Genomic DNA, 20148 nt, shown 5'->3' with positions numbered 1-20148 from the left:
GGAGAACACCATGAAACTGAACCGTGATATTCAATATCCATCTTCTACCCATCAAGATCAGTGGGAAAAACTTAAACAGTTTACCGATGCCCGCATTGCTCTGGGCCGTGCAGGTTGTAGCATCCCAACACAAGCCTTACTTGAATTTCAGTTATCGCATGCACAAGCAAAAGATGCGGTTTATCAAGACATGGATGTTACCTATTTATCTGAGCAATTAGCGCAAAGACAGCTGCAAAGTCTTCATGTTCAAAGCAACGCCTCTAATAAGGAAGTCTATCTTAAACGTCCTGATTTAGGACGTCAGCTTTCAGATCAATCAAAAGATGTCTTAATTAAGAAGTATGCAGAAGACATTCAACAATACGATGTTTGTATTGTGGTCGGTGATGGGCTCTCTGCAAGAGCAATTGAAGCGAATGCTATCCCATTCATTACCGCGCTAAGTGAGCAAGTTCAGCAAGAAAACTGGACTCTTGCGCCTATTGCACTGGCGACAGGCAGTCGGGTTGCTTTAGGTGATGAGGTTGCTGAGATCTTTAAGGCACCCATGCTAGTGATGCTCATCGGTGAGCGCCCTGGTCTAAGCTCTCCTGACAGTATGGGAATTTACTACACGTGGAATGCATATTCAGGCTGTCTTGATGCTAAACGTAATTGTATTTCTAATGTCCGGTCTGCAGGCTTAAGTATTCCTGTTGCGGTACAACGTTTAATGACATTAATGAAAAAATCAAAACAGCTCGGCTTTTCAGGAGTTAATTTAAAAGATGAGCATCAACTTTCAGATATAGGTCTTGAGGGAACTCAAAAGCTATTATTTTAAACAGTAAAATATGTTTAGGGATTTATTCATAAATAGATAATCCTTTGCATAACAACATCATTTTAACGAAAAATATCAATTTTCAGGTATTGACGATTTATACAGATATTTTCTTCTTTATATTTATCGCTATACTCCACCTATTGATCTTCTATGAATCATTTGTATGAGCACAACAAACGCCTTCCCAAAAACTATTTATGCCATTCAGCATCTTGCTTTCGAAGACTTAGGTTCATTAGAAGATGTCTTTTATCAACTCGGATTTCGCGTCCGTTATTTTGAGGCAGGTGTTGATGATTTAACCCCTGCTTTTTCACATGAAGGTTTAACCATTATTTTAGGCGGTCCAATCGGAGTTTATGAAACTGACGATTATCCATTCTTAAAAGATGAAATCGCTTTACTCAAACAACGTTTAGCAGCTGACAAACCTACACTTGGTATTTGCCTAGGTGCACAGCTTATTGCTCATGCACTTGGTGCAAAAGTATATGCAGGACATCAAAAAGAAATTGGCTGGGGTCCACTCAGCTTAAGCTTACGTGCTAATCAGGTTTTATCTGGTTTGCTTAACAATGTTCATGTTCTACATTGGCACGGCGACACTTTCGATCTTCCTGAAAATGCGGTGCTATTAGCCAGTTCCGATGTTTATACCAATCAGGCATTTGAAGTCGGTAATAATATTCTTGCCTTGCAGTTCCACATTGAAACGACTGAAGAACATTTTGAAAAATGGCTCATTGGTCATACATGTGAACTTCGCCATGCAAATATTTCAATTCCAAAACTTCGCAAAGAAAATCAGCAATATGCTCAAAACCTCGAACATGCTGCTTTTGATGTTATTCAAAAATTCCTTAAACGAATTGGATATAGTGGTTAATCTTTAATTCAATATATTAGTTAAAGTATATCCATAAAACTAAATGCTTATTTTTCACCCAAAGATGGATTATTAATCTGTGTTTGGGAACCTTTATAATTAATTTCCGTGTATTATTAATTTATTAACTTTGTAACATAAAATAAACGCTGATTTACTATGGAAATCCTGAAATTTCTTAAAAGCTTTAATACAGTGAATACTTATTTAACGCTAGCATCTATTCTTCTTATCATCATTGTTCTTTATTTCTACGTGGTTAAGCCAGCTTAGCTTATTTGCAAAAGCACTATAAAGCATAATATATGTAAGAAAATAGATATAAAAAAAAGCCCAACTCAGTTGGGCTTTTTTTATATCTGCTATTTGCTCAAAAATATTTTACGCGTCTTACTTTTTCTCAGGCTTAAAGCTATCTTTTAAATCGAGAATACGGTTAAACACTAGTTTTTCAGGTGAATGATCATGTTGATCAGCCACAAAATAACCTTCGCGTTCAAACTGGAAACGATCTTCTGGACTCGCTTGTGCCAAAGCAGGTTCAATTACAGCTTCTAACACTTGCAATGAATCCGGATTTAAGTTCGCCAAGAAATCATCACCTGTTTCAGGATCTGCTTCTGTGAACAAACGATCATAAATACGTACTTCAGCAGGAATACCTTTTGTTGCAGATACCCAGTGAATTACGCCTTTCACCTTACGGCCTTCAGGGTTTTTACCTAAGGTTTCTGGGTCAATTGAACATTTAAGTTCAATGATTTCACCATTCGCATCCTTAATAACTTCATCACATTTAATGACATAAGCATGGCGTAAACGCACTTCACCGTCAGGAACTAAACGCTTGAAGCCTTTTGGTGGTACTTCTTCAAAGTCTTTACGGTCAATATAGATTTCCTTAGTTAAAGGAATCACACGGTCACCCATATCCACGTTAGGATGGCGAGCATGTGTAAGATCCATATCTTCTGGTAAATTAGTTAAAGTCACTTTAAGTGGACTTAAAACAGCCATTCCACGCGCAGCTGTATTTTCCAAAGATTGACGAATACAGAACTCAAGCATTGCAACATCTACAATACCGTCAGTTTTTGATACACCTACACGCTTACAAAACTCACGTAAGCCTTCTGGTGTGAAACCGCGACGACGCATACCCACTACAGTCGGCATACGCGGGTCATCCCAACCATTCACATGACCACCTTCCACCAATTTACGTAATTTACGTTTAGAAGTAATGGTGTAGTCTACGTTCAAACGAGAAGATTCATATTGGTGTGGAACGGCTTTAGATTTAACCTTTTCTACAATCCAGTCATAAAACGGACGGTGATCTTGGAATTCCAATGTGCAAAGTGAGTGAGTGATTCCTTCAATTGCATCAGACAATGGATGAGCATAGTCATACATTGGGTAGATTTTCCATTTATCACCTGTTTGGTGATGTTCTGAATGCAATACACGGTATAAAATTGGATCACGCATGTGTACGTTTGGACTTGCCATATCAATTTTGGCACGTAAAACAGCTTCACCCTCTTTAAATTCGCCACTACGCATTTTTTCAAAACGCGCAAGGTTCTCTTCAACAGATGCATCACGGTATGGTGAGTTTTTACCCGGTTCAACAAAACTACCGCGGTTTAACTTAATTTCTTCTGGAGATTGTAAATCAACATAAGCATCGCCTTGCTCAATGAGTTGAACAGCCCATGCATATAATTGATCAAAATAACCCGATGCATAGCGCGGCTCACCATTCCAGTTAAAACCAAGCCATTTCACATCATTAGCAATACCGTCAACATACTCTTGTTCTTCAGCATCAGGGTTTGTATCGTCAAAACGTAAATTACATAACCCATCAAATTCTTCAGCCACACCAAAGTTCAGGCAAATTGCTTTTACATGACCAATATGTAAATAGCCATTTGGTTCTGGTGGAAAACGCGTTACGATCTGCTTTGCACGCCCAGCAGCCAAGTCTTCTGTAATGACTTGGCGAACGAAATCTAAGCCAGCCTGTTGTTCTTGCTGCGCAGAATCGACAGAGGCATGAGTATTCGGTGTCGGGTTATTTGGCAGGCTCGAGACAACATCATTAGGCTTCATAGTGTATCAATCACTTCTTTGTAGATAAAATTTCGAAAAATTTAAACGCTATCTTCATTTTTCACAAAGATTTTAACGTTTTTTACTTGCCTTGTAGTTTACAGTTTGCTTATGCTTCTCTCAACCAAAAACCCATGGTCATAAGCCCATGTTTAGGAGATTAATGTAATGAGTTTTCCTCAAGTCGAATTAAACACCAATAAAGGTCGTATTGTTCTTGAACTGAATGCTGAAAAAGCACCTAAAACAGTAGCAAACTTTTTAGAATATGTACGTGACGGTTTTTATGACGGCGTTATTTTCCACCGCGTCATTGATGGTTTCATGATCCAAGGTGGCGGTATGGATGAAAACTTCAAAGAAAAAGCGACACGTGATTCAATTGAAAACGAAGCTGATAACGGTTTAAGCAACGACGAAGGTACGATTGCAATGGCGCGTACTCAAGCTCCTCACTCAGCGTCTGCTCAATTCTTCATCAATGTAAAAAATAACTCTTTCTTGAACCATACTTCTAAAACTGCTCAAGGTTGGGGTTATGCTGTATTTGGTAAAGTTGTTGAAGGTTTAGATGTTGTTGAAGCGATCAAAGGTGTTCGTACTGGCAACCGCGGTTATCACGCTGACGTTCCTTTAGAAAATGTAGTAATCGAATCTGCTAAAATTATTTCTGAATAATTTTAGGATAAAGCTGTGACTTATCTGTTTATCTCAGATTTACATTTGTCACCTGAACACCCTCGACTCGTTCGAGGGTTTTTAGACTTATTGGTACATTACCAACATAAAAATACTCAACTCTACATCTTAGGCGACTGGTTTAATGCCTGGATTGGAGATGACTATTCAGCACCATGGCTTGATGAAATTGTTGAGGCCTTAAAAGACTTTAATCAAAAAGGGAATCGGGTTTACTTTCAAGTCGGTAATCGTGATTTTGCGCTTAATCAAGTTTTTCTCAATAAATTTAATGGCGTATTACTCCCTGACATTTATTCCCTCAATATCGCAGGACATCAATATCGTCTAGAACACGGCGATGCATTATGTACAGATGATATTTCTTATCAAAGATTTAAAAAGATTATTCGAAATCCGCTCTTAATTGCTCTTTTACGCCGGACTCCTCTCAGTTTTCGCACTAAACTAGTGAATGGCTTTCGCAAAAGAAGCTCCGCTGATAAACAGCAAAAAAGCTATGAAATTATGGATGTAAATGAACAAGCTGTTATTTCTGCTTTAGAAGATGTAGATATACTGATTCATGGACATACTCACCGCCCTTCAATTCATCAGGTACAAGCTAAACAACGAATTGTTCTGGGTGATTGGCGTGAAGATCAGGCTTATATTTTGGAAATTGATCCATCTTCAAATACGCAACAGCTCGAATTGATTGTCTGGAATTATTAACTAGAAATTAGTCACTTTTTATTTCAACTTTCAATTCTTTAATTTTTTTATTTAAATCAGAATCGTAAATTACACACATGCTGGCAATAAATATAAATTTCCAGCTTATATGTGCATATTTTTGATATTCGATGTATAAAATTAAAAGACACAATACAAATGCAAAAATTAGAAAGGCTTTAACAATTCTAATTTCTCGTAACTTACTCTTTGCATTTGTTGGCATTAAATCAATCATTTTCAATAAATTACTAAACTTTTATATAAACATTATATTTCTTTATCAAATTACATAGGAAATGTTTTTGAATAAAATAGCGTATGATGGCAAAGATTAAATTCTCTCAATTGCCATAAGATTGATATGGAGCACACCTATGGACCTATTGAATTCTGTTAAAAGTCGCTATACAACAAAAGCGTATGATTCTGAAAAGAAAATTCCTCAAGAAAAATTTAATAAATTATTAGAAATTTTACGTTTTACCCCTTCTTCAGTAAATATTCAGCCTTGGCATTTCGTAGTTGCAGATAATGAGGCAGCTAAAGAACGAATTGCAAAAGCCTTAACAGGTAAATATGCCTACAACGCTCCAAAAGTACTCGAGTCATCACACACACTTATATTTTGCACAAGAACAGATATTTCAGCTGAATACTTAAATCAATTGCTTGAACAAGATGATTTGAACGGTCGTTTTAAAGATGAAAAAGCAAAGCTCGGCCAAAAAGATACTCGCCATGGCTATGTTGAATTCTATCGAAATGAGCAGAAAAATTTATTTGGGTGGATGGAAAATCAAACATTCATTGCTTTAGGGCAACTACTTTTTGCTGCTGGTTTAGAAGGAATTGATGCTACGCCAATGGGCGGCTTTGATGAAGATATTTTAAATACTGAGCTTGGGTTAACTGAAAAAGGCCTGCGTAGTTCAGTCATTGTTTCTCTAGGTTATCGCAGTGAAAACGATTTCAATGCAAAACTTCCTAAATCGCGCCTACCAGATGAAGTTATTTTTACCTATTTATAAAATGAAAATAGTTCAAGAGATTCAACTCTCTTGAACTATAAACTCATTGCCCTAGCTAAACAAATTACACCACTGATCCCCAATAAAATACCCAAAGTGGTAGGCCATTTTAATTTTTCTTTATATAAAATAACGCCACTTGCAATTCCTAATAACACAACGAGAATATTCATACTTGCAAAAACAATTGCAGGTGAATCCTTTAAAAGGATATGAGCTTTCACATATAAAGCAATATTTGAAAAATTAATCACACCTAATACTAAACCAGCTATAGCACTTTTAAGCTGCCATTTTTGAGTTTTCTGCACCAATAAATATGAAATTGATAATATAAAAGATGTAATAAAAATAAGATTCAACGTGAGTGTAAATTGAAGACCTAAACTACTCGTATATTTTAAGAGAATGTCTACCGCGGCATATCCACACCAAACACTTAATAGAGCAACAATTGCTTTTCGAGATTGATGATTCGAAGAAGTATTCATTTGTCCAAATAAGACGAGTAAGACTGCAAAAACTCCTAGACCTATTCCCCACAGCTTTAATGCATTAAATTGCTCATTAAAAATGAAATAAGCGGCGAGTAAAGAAAGTACCACGGAAAGTCGTTGTGCAACCTCAGTTTTAACAATTCCTGCATATTCTAATGATTTAGCTAAACATAGAAAAATACTGGGCAAAATCATTCCTAGTGCAACAATTAACCACCAAGGCGTCTTTTCTATTGAAATATGTTGAATATCCGGCTGAAACCACCAAAAGCAAAGAAGACTTGCACTCGCATAATTCCATGCAATCATTTGTAGCGGCTGGTAACCTTTTTTCTTTAAGTTTTTTAATAGGATGGACACCAAAACACTGCTTAAAGCAGCAGCTAATATTAATAGCATCGATTAAAACTCTATTTATTTAGATATATCAGCCATAATGATCACATTACGACTGCTGTTGAATTAAATATTTTAAATTAATTTATAAATAAACATAAAAAAAGCCAGTCATTATCTGACTGGCTTCTTTTTAGATTTCAATTAACGATTATTTTCGTCTTCTTGACCATCTTCAAATTTAGTATCGTTGTCAAAACCACCTTGATGACCACCGAAACCGCCTTGACCACCAAAACCGCCTTGACCACCGAAGCCACCTTGACCACCGAAGCCGCCGCCTTGACCACCGAAGCCGCCTTGACCACCGAAGCCGCCTTGACTACCACCAAAGCCACCGCCTTGACCGCCACCAAAGCCACCGCCTTGACCGCCACCGAAACCACCAGTAGGTTGACCACCGAAGCCGCCTTGTGTGCCACCTTGTGCTGGGAAGCCTGTACCTTGCGCGCCTGCTGGGCGTGGGTTACGTGCTGGAACAACAGTTGAAATAGCGTGTTTGTAAACCATTTGACTTACTGTATTTTTTAATAAAACAACATATTGGTCAAAAGATTCAATATGACCCTGTAATTTAATACCGTTCACAAGGAAAATAGAAACAGGGATACGTTCTTTACGGAGAGAATTTAAGAACGGATCTTGTAAAGTTTGACCTTTAGACATTTTTAACTCCAAAAAAAATTTTTAAATCAGCGCAAAAAAACTATCTTTATTTTTCAACTAAAAATTATAAAAAGACAGTGTGCAAATTTTGCTTTATCCATAAGAGTTTCGCAAGTCTTCTTTCGCCTGCTTTATCGTCAAGTAAGTTTTAAAATCGTGTATTTCTTGCAAAGAACGTAACCACGTATATTGACGTTTGGCAAGTTGTCGTGTTGCAAATAAAGCTTTATCCTCCATTTCACGTTTACTTTTGAGACTTAAGTCACTTTTTAATAGAAATTCTAGTGCTTGTCGATAACCCACTGAACGCATTGAGGGTAAATTTTCATCTAAATCGTATTTTTCAATTAGAGCTTCAACTTCACTCAAAAAACCGATATCCCACATTTTGCTTAATCTTTGCTCAATGCGTTTATGTAATTCTACCCGATCTGGAAGTAAAGCATAATTATGAAATATGTATCGATATGGTACGTTTTTTGGTTGTTCTGCCTGCAATTTAGTAATTGGTTCGCCCGTAATCTTATAAACTTCTAATGCTCGAATAATCCTTTGCTTATCAGTCACATTAAATTTTATAGCAGCAGCAGGATCTACAGAAACCAATTCATCATAAACGGCCTTCCACCCTTCATTTAAAGCTTTTTCTTCAATTGCTGCACGGACATTTGCATCCGCACTCGGTAAATTACCAGACAACCCTTCTAATAATGCTTTAAAGTACAACATCGTGCCTCCTACCAAAATAGGAGTTTTACCACGTGAATGCATATCATCAATTAACTTACATGCATCTTCAACAAACTGAGCAGCTGAATAAACTTCAAGAGGCGTAATAATATCAATCAGATGATGAGGATAGAGCGCTTGCTCTTCACGCGTTGGTTTAGCCGTGCCGATATCCATATCTTTATAGACGAGTGCAGAATCAACAGAAATTAGCTCAAAATTTCCACGCTCGTATAATTCACATGCCAAAGCGGTTTTTCCGCTCGCAGTTGGTCCCATTAAATTGATGACGGGCAATTGATTTGACATGTAAAACTACTCTCCTCGAGCAAATAATTTATCTAATTGAGATAATGGAAACGCACGCCAAGTTGGCCGTCCATGGTTACATTGGCTCGCAAATTCAGTTTGTTCCATTTGACGAAGTAAAGCATTCATTTCTGAAAGGCTGAGTTGTCGATGTGCACGTACTGCCCCATGACATGCCATTCCAGCTAATAACTCGTCTCTTTTTTGAAGTAACCCTTGGGCTTCATCATTTGGATCTAAATCATTTAAAAGTTCTGGAATAAGATTTTCAAAATCTGCTTTTTGTAATATGGCAGGCACACCACGAACAATAACTTGCTCATCGCCATATAAATCAATTTCCAAACCTAAGCGCTCAAGTTGAGGTTTTAACTCCTCTACCCTAACAGCCTGCATACGGCTAATAGAAATGACTTTAGGTATAAGTAACCGCTGAGATGTCCAAAATTCAGGTTTATCCCAAGCATTTTTCATTTGTTGTAATAAAATACGCTCATGTGCCGCATGCATATCAACAATAATAAGCCCTTCGGTATTCTGCGCTAGAATATAAATTCCATGAAGTTGAGCAATTGCGATACCTAAAGGAAATTCATCAACTTTAGTTAATGGTTCAATATTTTCATTTAATGAAAAAGTAGCAGGTTGGTCACGTAGAGGCGCTAAATATGTCTTTAACGCATTATTTAATTGAGCAGAACCATTATATTTTGGCGTTTGATCTGCATAGTGAACAGCTTTCGGACGACTAGCATTAAAATCGGTTAATAACTCTGTTGATGCGTGCTGAGTCTGTGGCTCACTATCTGCATTTAAACTTTCATTTGCTCTGTGCAATGAAAATTGTTCTTGATATTTAGGCTGCGGCTGTACTGAATAATCTGATTGTTCATCTACTTTCATCGCTTGAGCTAAATCAGCACTCGCTGTCTGAAATTGCGATAGAGTTTCTTTTGCATAATGCCTTACAAACTCATGCACTTCTCTTTGATTTAAAAAGCGAATTTCATGTTTTGTAGGATGAACATTGACATCAATATTTTCAGGATCGACTTCTAAGAAAAGTAGATAAGATGAATGTTGATGACCATGTAAAATACCGTCATATGCCATGCGTAACGCATGCGAAATTGTTTTATCTTTGACAATACGGCCATTTACATAGACATATTGCATATCAGCCTGCGCACGTGCATCAGAAGGATGGCCAAGCCAACCCGATAAACGCATGCTAATACTTTCAGCATCCATCCAATATGCATTTTGTACGAATTGCGAACCTAATAATTGCTGTACCCGCTGAAAACGCAGCTCGCCGCTATCCGCTATAGGTAAATTAATTCTAATATTATCATTATGCTCAAGCACAAAACGTATATCGAAATGTGTTAGGGCCAGACGGCGAACAATCTCTTCGATATGCCCAAATTCAGTGGTTGGTTTTTTTAAGAATTTACGGCGTGCAGGAACATTAAAGAATAAGTCCTGAACACGTATATGGGTTCCCTTTTGAGCAGCAACAGCTTGTACTTCTTGATGATCAAATGCTGTGCCGTTTACTTCAACCTGATGGCCAATACCACTTTCATCTTGGCTACTCGTTAATGTCAATCTTGAAACAGCAGCAATCGAAGCAAGTGCCTCCCCACGGAATCCTAAACTTACAATAGCGTGTAAATCTTCTGCCGTTTTAATTTTACTTGTGGCATGACGCATAACCGCTAATGCTAAATCTTCAGAATGAATGCCATGCCCATTATCAATAATTTCTATTAGGGTCGAACCACCTTGAGCAATACGTACAATGAGTTCAGTTGCACCGGCATCGATAGAGTTTTCTAATAATTCTTTAACAACAGATGAGGGACGCTCAATCACCTCACCAGCAGCAATCTGGTTGGCTAACGCTGCGTCTAATGTATGGATACGACGTTGTGTTAGCTTTTCATCAGTCATGAAGCTGTTCCTGCAAAGTCTGATACAAATGTTCTGTAGGTAAAGTTAGGGTTACTAAACGGCTCAACTCATCATCTGACTTTTGAATATCAATAATGATATCTGCCTCTGGAATTTCATCGCCACCTTTTGATGGCCATTCAAATAAAAATAATGCGTCTGCGATATCTAAATAATCACGGATTCCCATTAATTCAAGTTCGTACGGATCATTCAAACGATATAAGTCAAAATGAAAAATTTCTTTATCATTAATTTTATATGGCTCAACGAGTGTATACGTTGGACTTTTAACAGAGCCTTTGTGGCCCAAAGCCTGTAAGAAATAGCGCGTAAGTGTGGTTTTACCCGCACCTAGATCCCCAATTAAATAAATTATACCCGACTGAACATGCTGCGCCAAAGCTTGAGCTAAACGCTCAGTATCTTCTTCATGATTTAAGACCAATTTCAATGAATACGACATAGCACACATAACATGATTCGAAATAATCGATATGATAACATTGCCCTGCCTTAAAAGCCTACTTAAGCCCTAGAAGTTGGCTTTTTTTATATCAATTTTCTTACATATTTACACTTTTTTATGTCTAGTCCGAACGATTTTTTGCCACCTATGATTGATGGTGTGAGCGCAAGCCAAGTCTATCTTCCTGCACACACAAATATTCAAACTATTTATGAGTATCTATGCCAACATTTCCAACATATTAAAGTGCAAGAGTGGCAACAACGATTTCAAGATGGACTTATTTATGGGGCAAATGGACAAAAACTAACATTAGACAGTCCATACCAAAGTAATACCCATATTTTTTATTATCGATTTCTGGCTTATGAGCCACATGTTCCATTTGAACATCGGATTTTATTTGAGAATGATGATTTACTGGTGGTCGATAAACCCCATTTTCTAACGATTAGCCCGACTGGACAATATGTTCAAGAGACGCTTTTAGTCCGTCTAAAAAAACAAACAGGAAATGAATTTTTAACCCCTATTCATCGTCTAGATCGTGAAACTGCTGGTGTTGTTCTATTTTGCAAACGGGTTGAGTCGCGTGGTATTTACCAACAATTATTTGCAGAGCGCCAAGTCAATAAAATTTATCACGCTGTTGCACCTTATAAAAAAGATTTAAATTTTCCTCAGACATTACACTTGCATTTAGATAAAGGTCATCCTTTTTACACTATGCAAGTTATAGAAAATGCAAAAACAAATACCGAGACTTATATTGAGCTTATCGAGTATAACCAGATTTGGGCAAAATATCGCTTAACACCGACAACGGGCAAACAGCACCAACTTCGCGTGCATCTTAATTACTTAGAAATTCCGATTAAAAATGATCCATTTTATCCCGTAGTTCAACACAAGGCTGAAGATGATTTCTCTGAACCATTACAGCTACTCGCTAAGCACATTTCATTTATAGATCCCCTCACAAAAGAGGGAATGTCTATTAATTCGGAGTTTGAATTGACATTGTAATGTAACCGTAATGACAAAAAGATTATTTTTTATGCCAAAAAGCATTGAAATTACATTGCGATGGTTTAAAATAAATTCCTAAAAATTAAAAATCATTTGGTTTTGTTATTCATGCGAAAAACAGAAGTTTATCAGGTTCGACTTGACTCCCAAGAAAAAAAGCAGGCTTTTGCTGTTTTTAAACAACTGGGAATTACCCCTGCCCAAGCAGTACGACTTTTTTTTAAACAGGTCGTATTAACTAAATCTATTCCTTTTGCTATCGAAAATCAGAATATTAATATGGAACAATTATTAAAGCTGAGAAAAGCAAAAGCATCTTCATTGAACCAAAATCCATCAACTTTAACTGAAGATGATGACCATGAAGATTTATTTGAAGAACTTAATGCACTTCTTGGTGAAAGCGACAAAACTTAACACTGTTGCATTTATAAACAAGTTTTAACGTCAAAAAGCTGTTTTTTTCGTTATGCTCTCTTTGTAAAAACATAATGATAAGTTACAAGGAGTGCCAAATGATCGTTAGACGAGCGACTTTTGAAGATTTAGAGCAACTCGCCGTTTTATTTGATGAATACCGCCAATTTTATGGGGCCTCTTCTAATTTTAATGAATCACTTCACTTCCTTAAACAACGTTTTGAGAATAGAGAAAGTGTGTTCTTCATTCATATTAAAGACGATAAAATCACGGGTTTTATTTTACTCTATTTAGGTTTTTCTTCAGTTGCTTGTTCAACTTATTATATTTTAGATGATGTATATGTTACGCCCGTTTTTCGTCGTCAAGGTTCTGCTAAACAGCTAATCGATACAGCAATCTTATTTGCAAAACAAGAAAATGCTTTGCGGATTAGTTTGGAAACTCAAAGTAACAACCATGAATCTCATCGTTTATATGAACAAATGGGATTTATTCGAGATAGTGAGTTCCAAACCTTCCATTGTTTTCTCAAATGATATTTTGAGCGAGCTGTTTTTGTTGTTCAGATAAATAAACCCACTCTCCATCTTCAAGTTCAGGTAAAACCAATTGCCCTACTTGATGGCGATGTAATGCTTCTACCTTATTTCCTACAGCTGCAATCATTCTTTTTACTTGATGATAAACACCTTGATGAATCGTCATGGTTAATTGATGCGTTTCTAATATCTCCACATCTGTTGCAGCAAAAATACCTTTTTCTTGATGCAAATTTACACCTTGGCTCAACATTTCAATTTGCTCAGGTGTCACCGGATCTATAGTCGTAACATGATAAACCTTAGGTACATGTTTACGAGGATGAGTTAAAGCTTGAAGGTATTTACCGTCATCAGTAAGTAAAAGTAAGCCGGTTGTATCTTGATCTAAGCGACCAATGGCTTGCACACCACGTTGAATCAGGATTTCTGGTAAAAGGCTAAATACGCTTTGATGATGATGGGGCTGGTGTGAACACTCAAAACCTTTTGGTTTTTTTAGAGCAAGGTAAACTTTTTCTCGATATTGATAAGTTTCTCCAAAAAGAGAAAACTCTAAATTTTCTGGAGAGAATTGCTTTTTAAGATCATCTGCAACCTCTCCATCAATACTTACAGATCCGTTTTTTATTAACTGCTGACAATATTTACGAGAACCAAACCCTTGTGATTGTAAAATTTTTTCCAGCAGCATGAAGTTTTCTCATTAGAACTAAGCTGTTATTTTAACGTAGTTTCCACTTTTTACTAAACGCTACGAGCAGCTCTTTACATTTACTTCATTCAAGACACACTTTATTCTTCGACTACTCGATAAATATTTTCGTTCTGTTCACTTTCAAATAATAATTCGGTAGTAGGCAAAATAATTTCATTATCAACAATAATATGTTCAATACGTTGGCTCAGCTTTAACGATGCATTCTCATGTTCAACTAAATTTTTCTTTAGTTGCGCTTTTGCATCATGAATCTGGTCAAACTGATCTTTGATTTTGATATCTATAATGTCCATAAATCTGTCCTGTACTCATGAGTAATGACTATTTTTATATCACAATTTTAAAAAACTAAAATTTTTAACTTGTTAATTTATATAACATTGTTTCCAAGCGTAACCAGAAATTAAAACTCTTTAGGATTGAGAGATATACAATCATTTATTCTTAAAAATAAGATTTAAAATCGGCTATATCTTTTAAAGCGTTCACATTACGTGTCTTAAATATTATACAATTCCATTTATTTACTTCCTCCGCACTCCCCATGCTTGCCCAATTTGATGTTAATTTAGTTGTTCTACTCGTTCTGTTGATCTGCGGCTTATTAAGTCAAAATGCAGCTGTAACGATTGCAGCCGGTGTGCTCATTGTCGTTAAAATTACGCCATTAAATGAGTTTTTCCCCTATATTCAAGCTCACGGTCTTAATTTAGGAATTCTTATTTTAACGATTGGTGTCCTTACTCCCATTGCCAGTGGGAAGCTCAGTGGGGAGAGTATTTTAAAATCATTTGTTAGTTTTAAATCACTTTTGGCTATTGCAATTGGCTTATTAGTCGCTTGGTTGGGTGGTCGTGGAGTAAAACTAATGTCAAGCCAACCTGATGTGGTTGCAGGTTTACTGATTGGTACGGTTGCTGGTGTTGCTTTACTTCGTGGTGTACCAGTCGGCCCTCTGATTGCAGCAGGCTTACTCTCTTTATTTATTGGTAAATAAGAAGTCGATATAAAAAAGGTGCAATTAAGCACCTTTTTAACACTTAGGCTAAATTTTTATTTTTAGCCAGAATAATAAGCGTTTCGTTTTAAAGAGAACTTTTCTAACTGCTTTAAAAATCCTTCAAAATAACTTTTCTCTTTTTCTTCAGTTCGATAACCCGCATATAAAGTTCGTCTTAAACCTGTAGGAGAAACACAATCTAAACGGCGGCTTGTAACCCAACCTTTTTGTTCATATTCATTTACTACCCAATCAGGTAAAGCAGCAATACCTCGTCCACTTGCAACAAGCTGAATAAGCATTTGAGTTAAATCAGTTGTTCGTATTTGTTTAGGCTGAATATTCGCAGGAATGAAAAGTTTAGACATAATATCTAAACGGTGCTTATCAACCGGATAAGTAATTAAAACCTCTTCGGCTAACTCTTGAACTGTAATATTTTCAGCCCGTACCAAAGGATGCGTATTTGATAAGACTAAACGGGATTCGTATTCAAAAATCGGAAAATACTCAATTCCTTTTAACGCAATTGGGTCAGCTGTAATCAGTAAATCAAATTCTGCATTTTGTAAGAGTTCATGTGGATTAGCTTCAAACCCCGAAGCAAAGTCTAAATCGACATCTGGATATTGCTGGCGATACTGATTTAATAAAGGCATTAACCAGTCAAAACAACTGTGACATTCCGATGAAAAAATAATTCTGCCTGTCTGTCCATGCACAATACGCGTGATATCACTGTGGGTAATCTGAATTTGGGGCAAAACATCATCGGCTAACTTTAATAAGCGCTGTCCAACATTAGAAAAACTAACAGGTCTGCTTCGACGATTAACAACCTCTACCCCATACCAATGATCTAATTCTTTTAATTGATGGGAAATGGCAGATGGCGTTAAACAAAGGTCATTTGCTGCCGAAACTAATGAACCATGCTCGCGTAAAGCAACTAGAGTTTTAAGGTGGCGTATTTCTAACATGGGCCCAAGCCTAAAAAAGAGATTTATCTATAAATGCAAAAAGCTCATGTTTGCTTTTACATAAAACTTTCGATAAATCTTCATTAATGAATTATATTCACTTTAACACAAAATTAGTTAGTTTGTCTCAACATGAATTTTATTTCACTATTTTTACATGGGATGAATGTAGGTATCTTCAAAAATTAAGGAAAATTAAAACGATTTTATAAAAATTTTAAAAGTGGTTAAAAAGCATAAGACAAAAATAGACCTTTATTAGGTCTATTTTTATAAAAAACTAAAAACTACTGTGCCAATACATTTAAACTAATAATTGTATAGCTTTGATTTTTAGGTTTTAACTTCAAATTTAGTGGTGCAGTTACTTCTACTAAGTACTCGCCAGCTTTTGGAAATTTGAGCTCAACTTGCCCTTGATTATCTGCCTTAAATGGTTGTACTTGTTTATCAGTTGCACCTTTTTCTCTCAAATTAACTTCAGCATAAGCTAAAGGTTGCCCTTTTTCAGTTATGGCTAATTTAATAGGTTGAGTAGCTTTAATCTGGTTTGGGTGCACAGAGAAACTAACTTTAATCGGTGTATTAGGAAGCTGAACATCTGAAATTTTTCCCTTAGAAAGATAACTCTGCAATATCCACTCACGTGCTACTTGTTCTGTTTTAATTATTTTTGTTTTAAGGTCAGTCGGAATCAAATATTCACGTTCTGCTTTCGGTGGAGCTTTATCAGCTGGCATATCAAAAAATAGATGCCATTCTTTTTGGTCAAATACATATTTTAAAGGGTAACTCGCCTGAGTTTGAACAATATATGTGCCTTCTTCAGGTAGATCTACATCAAAGACAGTTACAGACTTATGCACAGCTTCTGAGTTGACCGTTTTAAGCTCATTTTTAGGTGTAATTACAGTAAGCTTGGCATCCTTTAAAGCATATTCACTATTTAATGCTTCTTCAGCATAACCAGCAATTACAGGTACTTGAGTCTGTTCAGTTTTATAAGCTACAGGTGCTACATAAGGTTCATGGGCAAAGCCCGTTGTACATATCAATGCAAGTGAGGTCATTAGAAATCTATTCATTATTACAAAATCCTGTTGTATGCAAAGTTAAAAAATCAGACAAAATATAAGCGAATACAGTATACACAAATAAAAATAATTCTTATTATCATTAATAAATTTAATTTTACATAAAAAAGACCCGAAGGCCTTTTCTTATTTAATTTGATTTTATTGCTGTTTCATCTTTGGAAATGTCTGCTCGAAATCAATTAGCTTATAGCTTTTCACTAAATCATCTGGTCCGTAAGATACTTCGTATGAAGTTTCTTTACCATTAAAATATGCTTCTGTCGGAGTCCCAAATACTTCCCAAAGGCCGATTGAAGCCACATCTGCCACACCATGACCAAAAGCTCTGCCGACTTTCACCCACTTTGAATAACCTTGCTGAAAAGTATAGATCTCAACGCGTGTTCCATCACGGTATTCTGAAAGTACAGGCGCACCAAACTCAGCAATCACATAATTACGAGAACTGCCTGGATTTAGAACATTTAAATTTTTTTTACTTGGTTGATTACCCGCCATAAATACTGCGCAACCAGGCATAGATAACATAGCCATACCCATAAGGCAGGTAATAAATAATTTTCTCACGTTTTAGCATCTCTTTTTTTAGATATTTATACAACTTGTTGTAATGCTTAAAGTATTACGCGCTAATCATATATAATTTTTAAAAGTTTTTCGATGAATTATTTCATATAAAAATTTAAATTCACTTCATTTGAATATGTAATCCTTATCTCAATATTTTAGTTTTTTATTATTCTGTTCTCTTTTCCCTTATACTTCTCTTTTTTGTGTCTTTCCTCAACTTATTATGGCGTCCCCACAATCTCCCCTTTCTACACATCAACACTATTCTCTTTTTTTAGCAATTTTCTCTCTCGCTGTAGGTGGTTTTTGTATTGGAACTACCGAATTCGTCGCAATGGGACTGATTCAAGAAATTGCAAATAATTTAAATATTACAGTTCCTGAAGCTGGCCACTTTATTAGTGCCTATGCGTTGGGTGTAGTTATTGGTGCTCCTATCATTGCTATTCTCGGAGCCAAAATACCTAGAAAAACTTTACTACTTGGCTTAATGCTTTTTTATGGTGTAGCTAATGCCTGTACTGCTTTAGCTCATACACCTGAAACTGTTTTAATCTCACGTTTTATTGCAGGTTTACCACACGGAGCATATTTTGGAGTCGGTGCCTTAGTTGCAGCAGAACTAGCGGGTCCATCAAGAAGAGCTTCTGCGGTTGCCCAAATGATGATGGGTCTTACAGTGGCAACTGTAATTGGTGTGCCTCTCGCAACGTGGTTAGGTCAAAATTTTGGCTGGAGAGCTGGTTTTGAGTTTTCAGCAACCATTGCATTCGTCACTTTAATTGCTGTTGGTTTCTTTGTACCCAATATTCCAGTCCAAGCTACTGCCAGTATAAAAACAGAATTAGCTGGTCTTAAAAATATCAATATGTGGTTAACACTAGCGGTAGGTGCTATCGGTTTTGGAGGCATGTTTTCTGTTTATAGTTATGTCTCACCAATTTTAACTGAATATACAAAAGTTAATATCCAAATTGTCCCTATTGCTTTAGCTATCTGGGGTATCGGTATGGTTATTGGTGGCTTAGCAGCGGGATGGCTTGCAGATAAAAACCTAAACAAAACGATTGTAGGTGTACTAATTAGTTCAGCTATTGCTTTTGTTGTTGCCAGTTTCTTAATGAGTAATATCTATAGTGCTATTGCTTCGTTATTTTTGATTGGTCTCACTGTAATGGGATTAGGCGGAGCTTTGCAAACCCGTCTAATGGATGTTGCAGGCGATGCCCAAACATTAGCAGCATCACTCAACCACTCTGCCTTTAATATGGCCAATGCATTAGGTGCATTTTTAGGGGGATGGGTACTCAGCCACCAAATGGGTTGGATCGCGCCAATCTGGGTAGGTTTTGTTTTGAGTCTCGGTGGTCTTATCATTTTACTTATTGCATTTGCTGTTGAAAAAGCCAGTAAGTAAATTTAATCAAAGAAAATGCTAACTTATTATTTCTAATCAGTTAGCTTTCCACCACAGTGTGGGCAATAACATTTTTTCTCTCTAACAGACTCTTCTTGTTCTAATACTTTTTCTCGCATAATTTGAACAATCAGATTATGCGCCTGCTCTTTGGGTAGACCAACTTTTTGACGGATTCGTTCTATTTCAACTTCATCATGTAAAATATCAATACCTCGTACTTGAAGTAATTCACGAAATTCTTGCTCTAGCCTTTGATTACGCTGGTTAAGTTCATTTGCAAGCCCCGATGCCAAAATACCAGCTGGTAAAGCCGCAATACCAACACCCAAAATTGTAATGAGTGCCCCCAGTAACTTTCCTAAACTGGTCACTGGTGTTACATCGCCATAGCCCACTGTGGTTAAAGTCACTACAGCCCACCACATAGATTTAGGTATTGAACTAAAAGCTTCTGGCTGAGCCTTGTTTTCAACCACATAAATTCCTGAAGCAGTCATAATAATCATAATGATTAAAATAAAGATAACTGCCTGAAAAGAACCTTTCTCCCGCTTGATCACGCATAACAATATCTGTAGTGAGATAAAATACCGCGTTAATTTTAATAAACGAAGCAAACGTAAGATTCTGAGCATACGAAGATCAATTTGTACAAAGAAATTGAGATAGGCAGGTAAAATTGCCATCAAATCAATAATTGCTTCCCCGCTTTTCATCCAGTTCAAGCGAATTTTCCATGCAGATTGTGTTGTATCTCGATCTGCAACACTCCACAATCTTAATAAATATTCAATACTAAAAATTGCAATTGAAATAACTTCAAAATAATCGAACCAAACACGATAGCTTGTGTACAAATCATTTACTGTTTCTAATAAAACGGCAGCGACATTACCAACAATTAAAACAACTAAAAAATAATTAATACATCTACTTACCGTAGTTTCATAGTCATGATTATGAAGATTATTATAGAAAAACTTACGTAATCTCTTCAACGCTGAATTTTGCATATTGATCTGACCACTTGATATTGAAGATATAGTAAGCTCTCACTGCCTATTCACCAA

The 20148-nt window shown here is 36.4% G+C and carries 24 protein-coding genes; 11 read left to right on the top strand and 13 right to left on the bottom strand.

Annotated features, from left to right (window positions below):
* The first annotated feature begins 10 nt into the window (after positions 1-10).
* The 3 genes from eutC (at position 11) to K6I41_RS06790 (ending at position 1988) form a co-directional block, all read left to right on the top strand.
* Complete coding sequence (gene eutC, locus K6I41_RS06800; RefSeq protein WP_250375468.1) at positions 11-826, top strand: ethanolamine ammonia-lyase subunit EutC; 816 nt, start codon at positions 11-13, stop codon at positions 824-826.
* A 166-nt stretch (positions 827-992) separates the two neighbouring features.
* Positions 993-1715: a glutamine amidotransferase gene (locus tag K6I41_RS06795; protein WP_151822627.1), complete on the top strand. Its 723-nt coding sequence runs from the start codon at positions 993-995 to the stop codon at positions 1713-1715.
* A gap of 159 nt (positions 1716-1874) precedes the next feature.
* On the top strand, positions 1875-1988 hold the full coding sequence (locus K6I41_RS06790) for a hypothetical protein (protein ID WP_250375467.1): 114 nt from the start codon (positions 1875-1877) through the stop codon (positions 1986-1988).
* Between the two features lie 117 nt (positions 1989-2105).
* Here K6I41_RS06790 and K6I41_RS06785 read toward each other — a convergent pair whose 3' ends face one another.
* Positions 2106-3833 (bottom strand): glutamine--tRNA ligase/YqeY domain fusion protein, encoded by a 1728-nt coding sequence (locus tag K6I41_RS06785; RefSeq protein WP_250375466.1) that lies wholly within the window; start codon positions 3831-3833, stop codon positions 2106-2108.
* Positions 3834-4001: 168 nt separating this feature from the next.
* Between K6I41_RS06785 and K6I41_RS06780 the strand changes: the two genes are divergently transcribed.
* Together K6I41_RS06780 and K6I41_RS06775 are read left to right on the top strand one after the other, a co-directional pair.
* Positions 4002-4511 (top strand): peptidylprolyl isomerase, encoded by a 510-nt coding sequence (locus tag K6I41_RS06780; RefSeq protein ID WP_004791583.1) that lies wholly within the window; start codon positions 4002-4004, stop codon positions 4509-4511.
* Positions 4512-4526: 15 nt separating this feature from the next.
* The gene (locus tag K6I41_RS06775) at positions 4527-5246 is read left to right on the top strand and encodes a UDP-2,3-diacylglucosamine diphosphatase (RefSeq protein WP_151988564.1); all 720 of its coding nucleotides are present in this window, start codon (positions 4527-4529) and stop codon (positions 5244-5246) included.
* A 7-nt stretch (positions 5247-5253) separates the two neighbouring features.
* Here the strand turns inward: K6I41_RS06775 and K6I41_RS06770 are convergent, their stop codons facing one another.
* Positions 5254-5484 carry a hypothetical protein gene (locus K6I41_RS06770; RefSeq protein WP_250375465.1) on the bottom strand — a complete coding sequence of 77 codons (231 nt, stop codon included), beginning with the start codon at positions 5482-5484 and terminating at the stop codon, positions 5254-5256.
* A gap of 139 nt (positions 5485-5623) precedes the next feature.
* On the opposite strand from K6I41_RS06770, the gene nfsB reads away from it, so the two are divergent.
* Positions 5624-6277, top strand: coding sequence for an oxygen-insensitive NAD(P)H nitroreductase (nfsB, locus tag K6I41_RS06765; protein WP_151988562.1), 654 nt, complete (start codon positions 5624-5626; stop codon positions 6275-6277).
* Positions 6278-6312: 35 nt separating this feature from the next.
* Here nfsB and K6I41_RS06760 read toward each other — a convergent pair whose 3' ends face one another.
* The 5 genes from K6I41_RS06760 to tsaE form a co-directional block, all read right to left on the bottom strand.
* Positions 6313-7173: an EamA family transporter gene (locus K6I41_RS06760; RefSeq protein ID WP_199944428.1), complete on the bottom strand. Its 861-nt coding sequence runs from the start codon at positions 7171-7173 to the stop codon at positions 6313-6315.
* 141 nt (positions 7174-7314) lie between these two features.
* A complete protein-coding gene (gene hfq / locus K6I41_RS06755) occupies positions 7315-7836 on the bottom strand; it encodes an RNA chaperone Hfq (protein ID WP_004791573.1) in 522 nt (173 codons plus the stop codon).
* Between the two features lie 93 nt (positions 7837-7929).
* Positions 7930-8874 carry a tRNA (adenosine(37)-N6)-dimethylallyltransferase MiaA gene (gene miaA / locus K6I41_RS06750; protein ID WP_250375464.1) on the bottom strand — a complete coding sequence of 315 codons (945 nt, stop codon included), beginning with the start codon at positions 8872-8874 and terminating at the stop codon, positions 7930-7932.
* 6 nt (positions 8875-8880) lie between these two features.
* Positions 8881-10830, bottom strand: a complete 1950-nt coding sequence (mutL, locus tag K6I41_RS06745) for a DNA mismatch repair endonuclease MutL (protein ID WP_250375463.1) — start codon at positions 10828-10830, stop codon at positions 8881-8883.
* Complete coding sequence (gene tsaE, locus K6I41_RS06740) at positions 10823-11296, bottom strand: tRNA (adenosine(37)-N6)-threonylcarbamoyltransferase complex ATPase subunit type 1 TsaE (RefSeq protein ID WP_034591353.1); 474 nt, start codon at positions 11294-11296, stop codon at positions 10823-10825. The genes mutL and tsaE overlap by 8 nt, the downstream gene beginning before the upstream one ends.
* Before the next feature lie 120 nt (positions 11297-11416).
* Between tsaE and K6I41_RS06735 the strand changes: the two genes are divergently transcribed.
* The 3 genes from K6I41_RS06735 to K6I41_RS06725 all read left to right on the top strand — a co-directional run bounded on the left by K6I41_RS06735 (position 11417) and on the right by K6I41_RS06725 (position 13287).
* Positions 11417-12325 (top strand): pseudouridine synthase, encoded by a 909-nt coding sequence (locus K6I41_RS06735; protein ID WP_250375462.1) that lies wholly within the window; start codon positions 11417-11419, stop codon positions 12323-12325.
* A 111-nt stretch (positions 12326-12436) separates the two neighbouring features.
* Entirely contained in the window at positions 12437-12745 is a 309-nt protein-coding gene (locus K6I41_RS06730) for a type II toxin-antitoxin system RelB/DinJ family antitoxin (RefSeq protein WP_004791563.1), read from the top strand.
* A gap of 98 nt (positions 12746-12843) precedes the next feature.
* Positions 12844-13287, top strand: a complete 444-nt coding sequence (locus K6I41_RS06725) for a GNAT family N-acetyltransferase (RefSeq protein WP_002122286.1) — start codon at positions 12844-12846, stop codon at positions 13285-13287.
* Here K6I41_RS06725 and K6I41_RS06720 read toward each other — a convergent pair.
* Together K6I41_RS06720 and K6I41_RS06715 are read right to left on the bottom strand one after the other, a co-directional pair.
* Positions 13280-13984, bottom strand: coding sequence for a pseudouridine synthase (locus tag K6I41_RS06720; protein ID WP_250375461.1), 705 nt, complete (start codon positions 13982-13984; stop codon positions 13280-13282). The two genes, K6I41_RS06725 and K6I41_RS06720, sit on opposite strands and share 8 nt — an antisense overlap.
* A gap of 101 nt (positions 13985-14085) precedes the next feature.
* The gene (locus tag K6I41_RS06715; protein WP_250375460.1) at positions 14086-14304 is read right to left on the bottom strand and encodes a hypothetical protein; all 219 of its coding nucleotides are present in this window, start codon (positions 14302-14304) and stop codon (positions 14086-14088) included.
* A gap of 251 nt (positions 14305-14555) precedes the next feature.
* On the opposite strand from K6I41_RS06715, the gene K6I41_RS06710 reads away from it, so the two are divergent.
* Positions 14556-15008 (top strand): DUF441 domain-containing protein, encoded by a 453-nt coding sequence (locus tag K6I41_RS06710; RefSeq protein WP_004791554.1) that lies wholly within the window; start codon positions 14556-14558, stop codon positions 15006-15008.
* Positions 15009-15070: 62 nt separating this feature from the next.
* Here the strand turns inward: K6I41_RS06710 and K6I41_RS06705 are convergent, their stop codons facing one another.
* The 3 genes from K6I41_RS06705 to K6I41_RS06695 form a co-directional block, all read right to left on the bottom strand.
* Positions 15071-15991: a LysR family transcriptional regulator gene (locus tag K6I41_RS06705; protein WP_002122195.1), complete on the bottom strand. Its 921-nt coding sequence runs from the start codon at positions 15989-15991 to the stop codon at positions 15071-15073.
* 287 nt (positions 15992-16278) lie between these two features.
* A complete protein-coding gene (locus tag K6I41_RS06700) occupies positions 16279-17076 on the bottom strand; it encodes a DUF4198 domain-containing protein (RefSeq protein WP_250375459.1) in 798 nt (265 codons plus the stop codon).
* Positions 17077-17226: 150 nt separating this feature from the next.
* Positions 17227-17655 (bottom strand): hypothetical protein, encoded by a 429-nt coding sequence (locus tag K6I41_RS06695; protein WP_250375458.1) that lies wholly within the window; start codon positions 17653-17655, stop codon positions 17227-17229.
* Positions 17656-17881: 226 nt separating this feature from the next.
* On the opposite strand from K6I41_RS06695, the gene K6I41_RS06690 reads away from it, so the two are divergent.
* Positions 17882-19075 (top strand): MFS transporter, encoded by a 1194-nt coding sequence (locus K6I41_RS06690; protein WP_250375457.1) that lies wholly within the window; start codon positions 17882-17884, stop codon positions 19073-19075.
* Positions 19076-19107: 32 nt separating this feature from the next.
* Here the strand turns inward: K6I41_RS06690 and K6I41_RS06685 are convergent, their stop codons facing one another.
* Entirely contained in the window at positions 19108-20091 is a 984-nt protein-coding gene (locus K6I41_RS06685; RefSeq protein ID WP_250375456.1) for an ion transporter, read from the bottom strand.
* Between the last annotated feature and the right edge of the window lie 57 nt (positions 20092-20148).

The sequence above is a fragment of the Acinetobacter sp. AS23 genome, assembly GCF_023612055.1.
GTDB classification, from domain to species: Bacteria; Pseudomonadota; Gammaproteobacteria; order Pseudomonadales; family Moraxellaceae; genus Acinetobacter; species Acinetobacter oleivorans.
This window is presented reverse-complemented; position numbering and strand designations above follow the sequence as displayed.